This is a genomic window from Polaromonas naphthalenivorans CJ2 (genome assembly GCF_000015505.1).
In the GTDB taxonomy this organism is placed as follows: domain Bacteria; phylum Pseudomonadota; class Gammaproteobacteria; order Burkholderiales; family Burkholderiaceae_C; genus Polaromonas; species Polaromonas naphthalenivorans.
In genome coordinates this window covers 3,513,080-3,524,202 of sequence record NC_008781.1, presented here as the reverse complement: position 1 = coordinate 3,524,202, position 11,123 = coordinate 3,513,080, and the positions used below count along the sequence as shown (strand labels likewise).

Genomic DNA, 11,123 nt, shown 5'->3' with positions numbered 1-11,123 from the left:
GGCGAGCCTTTCGGCTCCTCACTTGGGCCGCCAAAACTGGGGCCTCAAAGGCGAAAGCCGCAAACATGTCGGTGTTGCGGCTCTTGGCCGCAGGTGCAAACGGGCTTCCCAACCCGGCCACTGTGTTTTGCAGTGACTCGCCCCGGCGCGATGGCTGGGACTTGGCTGAATTATATCGAGCGAAGGTGCAGAAAGTTATAAAAAGATTGCTTTTGTATTCACAATTAGCAACATCTACAAAAAGGAGTGTGCGATGGCTTGGTACGTGTGGGCAGGGCTTGTCATTTTTGTGCTGGTCGCGGTTGTGCTGATGCTCGGGTTTGTGTTCGCAGATTCGGGCTCTACGACGCCTGCCCAGACTTACGCCGATGTGGACCGGGATGGCGATGATGACGAGAACAAGGATTTGTTGTCCGAAGCGGGCAGTCTGCGCATCAGCTACGTCGATGAGAAAGGCAATTCCACCGAGCGCGACATATCGATTTACGAGTCTGGCGCCACGAACCGCAAGTTCCAGGCGTACTGCAGCCTTCGCAAGGACACGCGGGACTTCTTGTTCGAGCGCATCGAGTACGCCACTGACCTCGACACGGGCGAGGTGCTGAGCCAGGCCGATGTGTTTCGCCGCGTGCATCCGGGGCGCAAGGTGCCGGCCACACTGGTCTGAGATAAAAATTCGGGAGGCGGCATGGCGTGGTACGAATGGCTGATGATTGCCGTGATATTTGCAGCATGGCAGCGTCTGTGGTTCATAAAGCGCAGAGGGCAGCGCTCCGATTTTTCCAAGGAGGGTAGGCATTACGAGGACGCGGGTGATGACGGCGGGAACCCTTCGCTGCATGGGAAGGGGAAGTTCCGCATCCGCTACACGGACGCGGACGGCCAGAGCACCCAGCGCGACATCACCGTCCAGCCCTTCAGCTCGACACCGCGCAAGTTCTCGGCCCATTGCCATCTTCGCAATGCGACGCGGACTTTTATTTTTGACCGGATCGTTCAGGTGATTGACTTGGACACGGGAGAAGTGCTGAGCAATGCGGACTTCTTTCGCCGCGTGCATAAGTGCAGCAGGTTGCCTTAAGGCAGCACATAAATTTATGCAAAAAAAGCTTTTTGCGCACGCTGTGCATGCGCGGGTAGCTATTGTTTTTGTAGTGGGCATGGTGTGCGCAAGTGGGTGCGTTCAGATGCCTTGGAGCTTGAGTTGCGGGTCTGCTGGCAAGGGATAGCCCAGACTCGCATAGGCGTCGGAAATCATGGCGTTCAGTGCCATCAGTTCGCCAGCATGCTTTGTGATACTGCGAATCTTGATGAGGCTGACCAGGTCAGGGCGGCTTTCCTTCTGGCCGCGATGCAAAGGGTTCTGTTTGGTCCAGTGGCGCCACAGCACTTCGTCGCATTCCTGCTGATACTGCAGGACTTTGGGCCGCAAGGCTTCGCTGACCTTGCCAGGGTTGATGCTGTAGAGCCAGCCGGGCAGCTTGCGCAGTGGCAGGCAGACCATGGCGCGGGGTTTTCCGTCTTCGGCAATCGTCACGATTTCCATGACGGATGACCCGAATTTCTCCATCAATTTAGCGTGCTGAGGTTGCCAAGTAAGGCCCATGGCGGTCACGAGTGCCCTCATGACCACATAGGGTTGGGCATTATGCTCGGCCAAAACTAGCGGGTCTTCGTTGAAAAGCACCACGCTCAACTGGCCGTTGAGCTGGGGGGCAGGGGAAATTTCGTTCATGGATTTGCTTTCAGTTAAAGGTCAAAGGGGATGGCTGCTTATTGCCGTCTTGAAGTCAGAAATTTCTTTTTCGAACGCTGTAATCGGTTCTTCGATGGGCTTTTCCAGCGCGCAGACCTGGCCGGACTGATCGCAGGCAGCGGCGATGAACGGGTTTGGCGTGGTGAACATGACGGTCCGGTCTGCGTCGCTGAGACAACGGTCGATGCCGTAGAAAACCGGGTTGGCGGGCTGGGAGATCTGGCGCATGGTGATTTCCGTTTGGGGTGCGGTGGATGGTTGGGCCTTGGTGATGCTGTCCGGCCGAGTCTCAAGCGGCTTGTTGGAAAACTCACTTTTGACCTCAGCCCATTTCGCTTGCAGGTCCCGTAGATTTTTCGCCTCACGCACCTTGCCCCTCTTCTTCAACTTGTCGGCAACGTGTTCCAGGAGCATTTCTGCGCGGTCCAGCCGGATGCACACAATGCCGGAGGCAGATGTGCCTGAACTGACCACGCCTGCAATTTTTGGAGGTGGCAGCGACTGGGTGCCGTACAAGTGGGCATCAACGCCTTTAGCCGTGAACTTGGTGACCTTCCAGTGAACTCCAATCAGATCGTTGAGCGGCTGGACTTCGATGTATTCGATGCCTTCATGCCTCATGACAATCAGGGCGCTGCTTTGAAAATTAATAAACCCAACAGGCTGCGGAAGCACGCTGTCGGGGGTGGCAAGGCTTTGGGACATGAGACTTCCTTAGGGTGGTGGCAGGACAGGTGATCGGGGTGAACTGGTCAAACCTTGCGCTGGCCGGGCTTTTCAAACAGCCAGCAGTACACGGTCTTGGGCACTTCGTGGCCAGCCTCGACGCGGATATTGATGGCGCTGTTGACGGGCTTGGCTTCCATGAAGCGGCGCAATTTGCTGGTACGCAGAACCTTCTTGAGGTCAGCGAGCACCGGAATTTGCTGGCGGTGCATCGCGGCTTTTTCAACGAATTCGTTGAGGTTGACGGCGATGACATCGTGCTGGCGGCTGTGGTTGAGCAGGGGCCGTGGGTCTGGAAAGCCGGTTGTCGAGTTGGGGCGCAAGCCGTCGAGGTAGTTGAAGGCTTCCCAGAACTCGGTGACCAGCGGGTGGTCGGCGTTGATGGACTGCTGGCGTTCGCGGGCCATGGTGACGATCTGGGCGCGCACCTGGTTGAATTGCTCGTCGGTGATCTTGACCAGGCTGCGCAGGGCAGTGGCGATGCTGAGCAGCTGGGCGTGGTTCTTGGCGATCCGCGGCTTGTGGATGCCGTCCTGCTCGAGCAGAAACTTGATGTTGGCGTCGGTCTCATCCTTGATGTGCTGGCAGATGACGGCTTCGCGTCGCAGGGCGGCCAGCAGGAAGCCGCTGACGTGCTCGATGTCGATTTTTTCGAGCGATTTGGCACTTTCGTAACTGGCCGGGCTGAAGCCCTGGGTGTTGAACGTCATGTGGCAGATGCGTTCCATGATGGCTTGGCTGGCCGAAACGGGGTTGTTTTGGCTGATGACGATGGAGGCGCGAAACGGCGGGTCATACGTTTCGTTGCCGCCGGTCTTGACGCCGGTGGTGCGGATGGAGTTGCCGTTGTAGGCGTCTTTCAGCTCGTCCCAGTCGAATGATTTGACGTGTGCCTGGTGGCCGGTCTTGGTCTCGCGGTCGGATTCGATCAGGACGATGGGCAGGTTGCTGACCTGGGTGAAGGTGCGCATGCGGCCGGCGCTGGTGGACTTGGATGGATCCAAGCCTTCGTGGTCGCGGCCGAACAGCTTCCAGAGGAACTGAATCAGCGTGGTCTTGCCGCTGCCGGGCTCGCCGACGATCTCCAGGAAGGGGAAGGATTGATGTTCTTCCCGGATCTGCTCTGCAAACAGGCTGCCCACCCAGTAGGTGAGTGCGACGATGCCTTTGGCGCCGAAGGCATTCCAGAGGTGCTGCACCCAGGCTGTGCGGTCGTAGTCCTGGGCATCGGTGTTGACGGCGAGGCGGATGGATTTCTGGAGCGTCTTGACGGCCAGTTTGTCGATGTCGAAATAGTCTTCGGCGTTGGCTTCGTGGATCTGGCCATCGCGCACGGCGACCTTGCCCAGGATGTAGGTGCGGTGCGGCGCGCTGTAGCCGATGAAGTCAACGGTCTGCACGATCTTTGGGTTTTCGAGTTGGCGTTGCATGATCTTTTCGAGCTGGTAGCTGGAGCCGCTGAACATGGCGCCGGGGGCCATGTGCAGGAGTTGCTTTTTGAATTCGCTGGCGGCGGTGAGTTGGCCAGCGGTGAAGGTGCCCTTGACGTCGCCGCCGTCGTGCGGGAAGGAAACGCAGAAGTAGTACCAGGCTTCCTGGGTGATTTCGTTGCGCTGGTAGTACAGGGCCTGGGGCCGACAGTTGGCGATGGGCTGCAGCGTTCCGGACTCGGTGAGGCCGACGGTGCGCTTTTCGTCGTCGGTCATGAAGGGCTTGTGGCCGTCGTCAATGTCCTTTTCGAGCTGCTCCATGGCTTTGCGGTAGCGCTCCAGGTCGAGCTTGAACCAGTAGAGCTTGTTGCCGTGGTCGAGGTCGAAGTCTGCTTTGCCGCTGTGGTTGTAGATGATCAGGGCCTTGTCTTGCGCGGTGGCGGCAATGAGCAGGGCGCCGTGGTACAGGTAGTTTTTGAGTTGTGCTTCCTGGAGCTGGTCGCGCTGGTGCAGGTCGTTCCAGTCGAGCTTGCCTTTGCCTTTTTGCGGGATCTGGGCGGCCTTGCAGACCCAGCCGGCCTTGCGAGCACGGGCAACATGCTTGCGGGTGAAGTCTTGCCCGGCCTTGTCGCCATCGAGCGCCCAGACCAGGACCGGAGCCTTGACGGTGCCGCCCTGGCGCTTGAGCTGGGCATCCAGTTCTTCGAGGGCTTTCTCGGGATAGTTGTTGCAGCTGAGCAGGGCGACGGCCGCAATGTCGTGGTGGTCGAGTGCAATCGCGTCAAAGATTCCTTCGACCAGCCAGAGTTCTGCAGGCGGGGGGGCCAGAGGCACAGCAGGGACAGCGGGTGCGGCCGGGCCTGAGGCTGATGCGGCCTGCATGGCGCGCTCCATGGCATCGGCAATGGCGGTTTCAGGGGGTGGAGGCGGTGCCTGGTCTGCGAACGACAGGGAAGGCATGGCCCACCACTGGCCGGCATAGGTGCCGCCGAATTTGAAATTGGCCTTCTTTTTGCCGAAGCGCCACGGGCGATCGATGAGGCGTTCCCACCAGGTGTCGGCGACGGCAAAGCGCACGGTCGAGGTTCCTGCACCACGGCCCTGGTCAGCCTTGGCGTCGTAATAGCTCTCCTGGCTGTACAGGCCAGCAATGCGGCTCAGATCAAAGCCGCGCGCCGTGGCCAGGTAAGCATCGACGGCGGCGTTTGGGTTTTGCTCGGCCACCGGCTTGGCCTGCTCGGGCACTTGGTAGCGTTCAGTCCAGGAATTGAAAAGTTCGGGGTAGAGGTCTTTGACGTGGCTCTCGTAGCCGCAATTGTTCAGCCGTTCGCAGTGGATGACCCAGGGCGTAGCGGCATAGGTCCAGAGAGATTTCTTGTGGCAGTTGGGGCACTTGCCTTGCTGCAGGTATTTGTCGTGTGTCTTGAACTCGAACTCTTGCTGCAGGCGTTGGGAGATTTCAGAAAGCAGGTCGTTTTGAATCATTGTTCTGGCTGTTCTGAAAAGATGTCGATCTGGCTGCCGCGCTCCAGCGTGATCATTTCCCCGATGTCGGGAAGGACTGCGGTTTGCAGGTTGTTGATGGCATCGAGCTGCTGACGGCGCTGCACGATGGGCGACAGGGGGACGTTGAGCTGGGGGTTGAGGTTGGAAGGAATGGTTAACCAGCGGGTTACCTCGCCTTGGAACACAAAACTTGCGCGGCACAGCGGGTTGCGGCATTCGTAGGCGAGTTCCGTGACCAGCGTGGACAGCTGGCGCTTGCGGAACCCATAGGCCGGGCTCTCGCAGTTGGGGCAGGTGATGTGTAGCCTCACTGACGGGCCTTTGGGTGAACGACATACAAGGCGCGGCCGCGGCCGGTGGTTTGTTTTGCCGACTGGCGCAAGCGGGTTTTGATAAGCCATTCGGCTGCCTGGTCGATTGTCTGGAGGCCCTGACTCACGCGAACGCGTTCCAGGACGTCGCGCTCGGCATCGTTGAGATCAAGGGTATGGACTGGCATTTTTTGGTGTGCGCTTTCTCTGCTTTTTCGCGTGTTGGTTTATGCCGCCGACTGTTCGACACTGTCGCCAGACCCGAGCAGCAGTTGCTGTGCTTCGCGCATGACCAGAACCCGCAGGAGCTTGCTGAATGGCTCGCCCTGGTAGTTGGCCAATGCGGTCAAGAGGTCGTGCTCGTATTCGTCAAGGCAAACGGTGATTCGGTGGCTGCGGATGCGCTTGGGGTCTGGGTACATGTCGCTACCTTTCGAATGGGAAGAATTTGTGCGTGGAAAGCAGTTGTCGGATGCCGGGCAATTCAGGCGGCAGAGGCTGGCGGGGTGACGGCGGCGTTGGCGTTCTGCTCGTATTCGGCCAGGCACTTGAGCACGAACAGGCGGCACAGCGAACCGAGCGGCCGCTGCTCAAGCTCTGCAATGCGTTCGACGCGGGCATGGTCTTCGGGCTTGAGCCTGAGGCCGATGAGGGGGTTGACGTGTTGTTTGGCAATGGTCATGGCGGGTACGATTGGGTTGAATAAAACTTCTACAGTTGTGAATTCTAGTAACAAAAGTATGTATTTTGAGGAATATGAAAAGAAATGTTGTCTATCGGTGAACGCATCCTGGAAGAACGAAATCGGCTCAAGATGAGTCAGGCGGCCATGGCGACGCACTGCCAAGTCACGACCGTGACGCAGGGGAAATGGGAACGGGGCAAGGGAACGCCTAACGCGGGCTACCTGGCTGAGATGGCAAAACTAGGCGTTGACGTGATGTATGTGGTGACCGGCATGCGCATGCCGGCACCAGCAGAAGGCACTGAACAGGGTACCCAGTTGGTGCAGTTGAACCAGCGGCAACAGGCGCTGATCCAGAACTACGACGCGGCTGACGACGTGGGGAAAACCTTTATTGAAGGCACCGCTACTCTTGCAACGCAACCGAAGGTCAAGCGGGCGAGCGGAGGCGGCAAACGATAGGGTTTTTTAAACTGAACGGGGAGCTTGATATGAGTGCGACTGTTATGCGTTTTACCTACAGCAATGCAGCTCACTAGCTGATAAGCAAGCCACCTTCGCGGTGGTTTTTTCTTGGCTCAGTTTTCCTCTGCGTCCGAGTCCTGGACTTTGCCGCTGTCGCTGCTGTCGGTGCTTTCGTTTTCACACTCAATTTTGCTGGTGAAGCCGCCGTCGCCGATGCTGTGCGTCACGGTGATGCAGAGCCATTTGTCCGAGTCGATCTGCGGCTTGAAGCCTGTCACTCGCACGGGCGTTTGCGGTGCCAGCAGGGGATTGGCCCGGGCCAGGGTCAACTCGAAGGTGGAAGCGCCGCGCTGGAGGCGCTGCCATTCGGCCTTTGCCGCTGTCCGTGCTGTGCTTTCGTCGGCAAAGCTTTCTTTCATGCGCTTGGCGTTGCCGCTCAGGCCGATCAGCACGCCGCGCCGCTTGGCGTGCTTGCCGTCGTGCCAGTAGGCGCGAACGCCGCTGTAGGCGTCGCGATCGCTGGTGTGGTAGCGGTGCTGGTCGCCATCTGCGCGGGTCAAGGTGAGGGTGGGCAGGGACTCGCCGGCGCTGGTCTTGGTGCCGTTGATGGGCAAAAAGATGAGGTGGCCATGCTTGACGGTGGCTACGGCGTCGTAGCGCTTGGCCAGGCGGGTGACGAAGTTGAGATCGCTCTCGCCGGCCTGGTCGATGTGGGCAATGGCGCGTGCGGCGAGGGCGCCGTCGATGCGGCTGGTCAGGCTGTGGCGGGCAGCGATCTTTTTCAGGATGGCGCCCAGGGTGGTGCCGTGGTAACTGTGCTCGGCGCGGGTGCGCAGGGATTTGCCCAGGTCGGCGCTGCGAGCACGGATGGTGATGGTGTCTGGGGCCCCGCTGTGCTCGGTCTCGTCCACCGTGAAGGTGCCCTTGTCGATCAGGGCTTCGCCGGCCCAGCCGATGGCCAGCGTGAGCTCGACGCCTTTGCCGGGCAGCTGCAGGGCGCCGTCGTGGTCGGTGAGTGCGATGTCGAGCTGGTCGGCCTTGTCGCCGCGGCATTCGGTCAGGGTGAGGCTGATCAGGCGTGCATCGAGCGTGGGGGTGATGTCGCGGCCCTGCAGGGTGAGGCGGTAGGTAGGGGTGCTGCTGGCCATGGTGCTTATTCGTCGAAGGTGACGACGTCGTCGCCGCTGGCGGTGGTGCCGGTACCGGTGCCGATGGCGTCGGTGCGGGCGTCGTCAACCCGGGCCAGCTGGATCTGGAACTCGATGCGGCGGGCCTTGCCGTTGTCCATGAAGATGCTGCTGGTCTCGTTGAGGCTCTCGATGACGAACTGGCCGTGAACGATGCCGTTGCCATCGACCAGGGGCCACGCGCTGCCGGCGGCGCCCATCTCGCGGATCTGGTCGAGGCTGATGGTGCTGCCGCAGAACTCGGGGGCGAGCAGGCCCTGCAGGGTGATGGTGTCGTCGCCGGGGCCGAGGTACTGCCGGGCGGGTCGGGCGCCGACGCGGCTGGTGCTGGGGTGGCGCCAGCTGGTCTGACGCTGCAGCTCGTTGTATGCAAGGGTGGGCAGCCCGAAAACGAACTGGCCGAATGCCATCATCATGATTTGTTCCTGGTGGCGGTTTAGTTAAGGTCGGACAGGCTGGAGCGGCCGGCAGCGCGTTTCTGGCGGTCGCGCTTGTCCAGCTCGATGCCGACTGCCCGGGCCAGGGCCTGGGCGTCCATGCCGGGGGCGGCGTTGATGGTGATGTAGGTGTTTCCGCCGCCGCCGGACTGCAGGGGTGCTGCAGCGGTGCTGCCCAGGGGCGGACGGGTGTCGATGCGCAGGGGTTCGGCGCCGCTGGCCAGCGGGAGCGCGCCGGCTGCGGCCAGGCTGAGGCCTGCGGCTGCCTGGCGTACCCGGGCGTAACCGCTGGTGATGCCCAGGGCGGCGCCGGCGCTGACGTTGGCGCCGGCCTGCATGAACACCAGGCTTGGGCTGTGGATGCCGAGCTTTTCCTTGAACCAGCCGATGGCTGAGCTGGCCGCGCCGGAAATGGCGGCTTGCACGGAACTCAGGCCGCTGGTGATGCCGTTGACCAGGCCCATCATGAGCATGAGGCCCATTTCTGCGAATACGGTGCTGGGGGACTGAATGCCAAAAATGAATTTGACAATAGAGATCATGCCGCCAAACAAGCTTGTCAGAAGGCCAGACATGCCCAGCGTGGCTGCGTTCAGGCCCGCCAACAGACCTTGCCAGATGAAATGGCCAATGCTCCCCCAGTCGCCGATCGTGAAGGCGGCCTTGATGCCATCCCAGTTTGCGATGATGGAGGCGGCAAAACCGGCGATGCCCAATGCCAGCATGACAAATGGGTTTTTCGCCAGGATGCTGAACAAGGTTCTGAGCACGATCTGGATGAAAACGATCGCCGGCCCGAGACCTCGAAGCGCCAGCGCAAGCACACCGCCCTGAAGGCCGATCATGCCCATGGCGAACCGCAGCAGCAAGAACGGGCCGAGCACGCTGGCCACGGTGAGGGCGATGGCGCCGAGCACAAACGTCAGCGCTGCGACGACGGCCACCGCCTTGACAAGCCAGCCGACCAGCACCGGATGCGCGGCGATCCATTCGCGGGTCTTGCCGGCGACTTCGCTGAGCCAGTCAATCAGCGCCTTGGCATCGGGGGCAACCGTCTCGCCCAGCGCGGCCAGCACATTCGTGAAGGTGCCCATGGCCGCTTCCTTGACGTTGTTGAGCGTCTTGAGCTGCTGCTCCACACGCTGGCGCAGATCGGCCTGGGCCTGCATCTTGAGGGTGACTTCTTTGTAGCCGTCGAGCCCTTTGTCCATGAGGGTGTTGAGCACCTGCATGGTCTCGGCATCGTCGCCAAACAGCTCATGGATGACGGTGGTGCGCTTGACATCGCTGGTGATGCCCTTGAGCTTTGCCAGCTGGCTGTAGAGCTGCTCCAGCCCGGCGAACTGCCCTTTGCCGTTGACGAACTTGAGCTGGAAGCCTTCGCTGCCGAGCAGCTTGTTGGCCTTGCCCAGCTTTTTCTCGTTGAGCGTGGCCTGAAACACCTTTCGGATGGCGTTGCCTGAGGCTTCGCCGGCCATGCCCGCCTGATCCATCATGACCAGCAGCGGGGCGAGGGTGTTTGCGGCCTTCAGGCCTTCCTGGTGAATGATGCCCAGCGCCGGCCCCATCTTGGTAAAGCCCTGCAGCATGTTGCCCGAGTCCACCCCCAGGTAGAAGGTGCGCTGGATGGTGTCCATCAAGGCCATCATGTCGCCCTCGGTGGTGCGGGTGGCGTCCTGCATCTTGGCGGCGAATTCTGCGGCGGCGGTGACAGGCATGCGCAGCTGCACGCCCAGGTAGGCCGCAGCCTCGCCTGTGCCGCCCAGGACAGATTTGGCGCTCAGGCCCTGGCGCTGCAGCATCGTCATCATGTTGATGAAGTCGGCAGTAGTGCCGGGCAGTCGGTCGCCCAGGCGCTGGGCCAGTTCGTTGATGGCCTTGAATTCGGCGCTGACGCTGCCGTCGGAACGCATCATGCTGCCGCGCAGCTGGCTGGTGGCGTCTTCCTGCTGGCCGTAGGCGCCCAGGACGGCGCCCACTGGGCGGGCCATGCCGCGCCCGGCAGCCATGGCGCCCACGCCGCCGGCGGCCAGGATGCCGGTTTGCATCATTGCCCTGGCGTGGCTGGCTTTGAGGGCGCTGAGCTTTCGCTGGTGGTCGGCCACGGCCTTGAGCTTTTGCTTTTGCGCTTCCAGGCTTTTGTTTGTGGCCTCGATGTCGGCGCGCAGCTGGCGCTCGTGCGTGCCGAGGTTGCTGGTGCTGATGCCGGCGGTCTTGAGCTGTTCGCGCAGGGCGTTGACCTGCTGGCTCTGGCGATGGAACTGCGCGCCCAGGTTGCCAGCGGTGCGCTTGGCCTCCTCGAACTGGCGGACCATGGCTGCGGTCGGCGGGCCGGATGCGGACAGCGCGCCAGCCAGTTGCTTGACGTGGGCCTGTGCGGCTTTGAGTTGCTGGCTGGTGGTGCTCAGGCCCGTGCGCAGCTCGCGGAAGTCCGAGACGGATTTCTGGGCGGCGTTGAGTTCCTTGAGCTTGTCGCGGGTTGCCTTGAGAGCCTGGGATGCATCGTTGCTGCCGCCCCGGATCTTCTTGAGCACAGCGCTGGCTTTGTCGATGGTTTGCAGGATGACCTGCAGGCGTAAATTGTTGCTCATCGAGCGGCCTTTGCAACTGGGGTGGAAAA

13 protein-coding genes are annotated in these 11,123 nt (G+C 61.0%); 3 read left to right on the top strand and 10 right to left on the bottom strand.

Translation table 11 applies throughout. The features are described 5' to 3' along the window. Positions 1-253: 253 nt before the first annotated feature. Positions 254-667, top strand: coding sequence for a hypothetical protein (locus tag PNAP_RS16590; protein WP_011802692.1), 414 nt, complete (start codon positions 254-256; stop codon positions 665-667). Positions 668-688: 21 nt separating this feature from the next. Then, the gene (locus tag PNAP_RS16585) at positions 689-1,081 is read left to right on the top strand and encodes a hypothetical protein (protein ID WP_011802691.1); all 393 of its coding nucleotides are present in this window, start codon (positions 689-691) and stop codon (positions 1,079-1,081) included. 102 nt (positions 1,082-1,183) lie between these two features. Here the strand turns inward: PNAP_RS16585 and PNAP_RS25085 are convergent, their stop codons facing one another. The 7 genes from PNAP_RS25085 to PNAP_RS16550 form a co-directional block, all read right to left on the bottom strand. Continuing rightward, complete coding sequence (locus PNAP_RS25085; protein ID WP_011802690.1) at positions 1,184-1,735, bottom strand: phage antirepressor N-terminal domain-containing protein; 552 nt, start codon at positions 1,733-1,735, stop codon at positions 1,184-1,186. A gap of 21 nt (positions 1,736-1,756) precedes the next feature. Then, on the bottom strand, positions 1,757-2,461 hold the full coding sequence (locus PNAP_RS16575; RefSeq protein ID WP_011802689.1) for a hypothetical protein: 705 nt from the start codon (positions 2,459-2,461) through the stop codon (positions 1,757-1,759). 47 nt (positions 2,462-2,508) lie between these two features. Continuing rightward, entirely contained in the window at positions 2,509-5,397 is a 2,889-nt protein-coding gene (locus tag PNAP_RS16570) for a toprim domain-containing protein (protein ID WP_011802688.1), read from the bottom strand. Next, on the bottom strand, positions 5,394-5,729 hold the full coding sequence (locus tag PNAP_RS16565; protein ID WP_041376763.1) for an ogr/Delta-like zinc finger family protein: 336 nt from the start codon (positions 5,727-5,729) through the stop codon (positions 5,394-5,396). Before PNAP_RS16565 ends, PNAP_RS16570 begins: the two co-directional genes overlap by 4 nt. Then, the gene (locus PNAP_RS16560) at positions 5,726-5,917 is read right to left on the bottom strand and encodes a hypothetical protein (RefSeq protein ID WP_041376762.1); all 192 of its coding nucleotides are present in this window, start codon (positions 5,915-5,917) and stop codon (positions 5,726-5,728) included. Before PNAP_RS16560 ends, PNAP_RS16565 begins: the two co-directional genes overlap by 4 nt. Positions 5,918-5,956: 39 nt before the next feature. Continuing rightward, on the bottom strand, positions 5,957-6,151 hold the full coding sequence (locus PNAP_RS16555; RefSeq protein WP_041376761.1) for a hypothetical protein: 195 nt from the start codon (positions 6,149-6,151) through the stop codon (positions 5,957-5,959). 62 nt (positions 6,152-6,213) lie between these two features. After that, the gene (locus tag PNAP_RS16550) at positions 6,214-6,411 is read right to left on the bottom strand and encodes a hypothetical protein (RefSeq protein WP_041376760.1); all 198 of its coding nucleotides are present in this window, start codon (positions 6,409-6,411) and stop codon (positions 6,214-6,216) included. An 84-nt stretch (positions 6,412-6,495) separates the two neighbouring features. Here PNAP_RS16550 and PNAP_RS16545 point away from each other — a divergent pair, with 84 nt between their 5' ends. Further along, positions 6,496-6,876: a helix-turn-helix domain-containing protein gene (locus tag PNAP_RS16545; protein WP_011802685.1), complete on the top strand. Its 381-nt coding sequence runs from the start codon at positions 6,496-6,498 to the stop codon at positions 6,874-6,876. Between the two features lie 116 nt (positions 6,877-6,992). Here PNAP_RS16545 and PNAP_RS16540 read toward each other — a convergent pair whose 3' ends face one another. Genes PNAP_RS16540 through PNAP_RS16530 form a run of 3 tightly spaced genes read right to left on the bottom strand, consistent with a single transcriptional unit; the run spans position 6,993 to position 11,094 of the window. Then, a complete protein-coding gene (locus PNAP_RS16540; RefSeq protein ID WP_011802684.1) occupies positions 6,993-8,027 on the bottom strand; it encodes a phage late control D family protein in 1,035 nt (344 codons plus the stop codon). Between the two features lie 5 nt (positions 8,028-8,032). Beyond that, a complete protein-coding gene (locus PNAP_RS16535) occupies positions 8,033-8,482 on the bottom strand; it encodes a phage tail protein (RefSeq protein ID WP_011802683.1) in 450 nt (149 codons plus the stop codon). Positions 8,483-8,502: 20 nt separating this feature from the next. Further along, positions 8,503-11,094, bottom strand: coding sequence for a phage tail tape measure protein (locus PNAP_RS16530; protein WP_011802682.1), 2,592 nt, complete (start codon positions 11,092-11,094; stop codon positions 8,503-8,505). Positions 11,095-11,123 lie beyond the last annotated feature (29 nt).

Coding starts and splice junctions, on each gene's coding strand:
- PNAP_RS16575 (WP_011802689.1), bottom strand. CDS start 2,461: ATGTCCCAAAGCCTTGCCACCCCCGACAGCGTGCTTCCGCAGCCTGTT.
- PNAP_RS16590 (WP_011802692.1), top strand. CDS start 254: ATGGCTTGGTACGTGTGGGCAGGGCTTGTCATTTTTGTGCTGGTCGCG.
- PNAP_RS16585 (WP_011802691.1), top strand. CDS start 689: ATGGCGTGGTACGAATGGCTGATGATTGCCGTGATATTTGCAGCATGG.
- PNAP_RS16530 (WP_011802682.1), bottom strand. CDS start 11,094: ATGAGCAACAATTTACGCCTGCAGGTCATCCTGCAAACCATCGACAAA.
- PNAP_RS16570 (WP_011802688.1), bottom strand. CDS start 5,397: ATGATTCAAAACGACCTGCTTTCTGAAATCTCCCAACGCCTGCAGCAA.
- PNAP_RS16555 (WP_041376761.1), bottom strand. CDS start 6,151: ATGTACCCAGACCCCAAGCGCATCCGCAGCCACCGAATCACCGTTTGC.
- PNAP_RS16545 (WP_011802685.1), top strand. CDS start 6,496: ATGTTGTCTATCGGTGAACGCATCCTGGAAGAACGAAATCGGCTCAAG.
- PNAP_RS16560 (WP_041376762.1), bottom strand. CDS start 5,917: ATGCCAGTCCATACCCTTGATCTCAACGATGCCGAGCGCGACGTCCTG.
- PNAP_RS16535 (WP_011802683.1), bottom strand. CDS start 8,482: ATGATGATGGCATTCGGCCAGTTCGTTTTCGGGCTGCCCACCCTTGCA.
- PNAP_RS25085 (WP_011802690.1), bottom strand. CDS start 1,735: ATGAACGAAATTTCCCCTGCCCCCCAGCTCAACGGCCAGTTGAGCGTG.
- PNAP_RS16540 (WP_011802684.1), bottom strand. CDS start 8,027: ATGGCCAGCAGCACCCCTACCTACCGCCTCACCCTGCAGGGCCGCGAC.
- PNAP_RS16550 (WP_041376760.1), bottom strand. CDS start 6,411: ATGACCATTGCCAAACAACACGTCAACCCCCTCATCGGCCTCAGGCTC.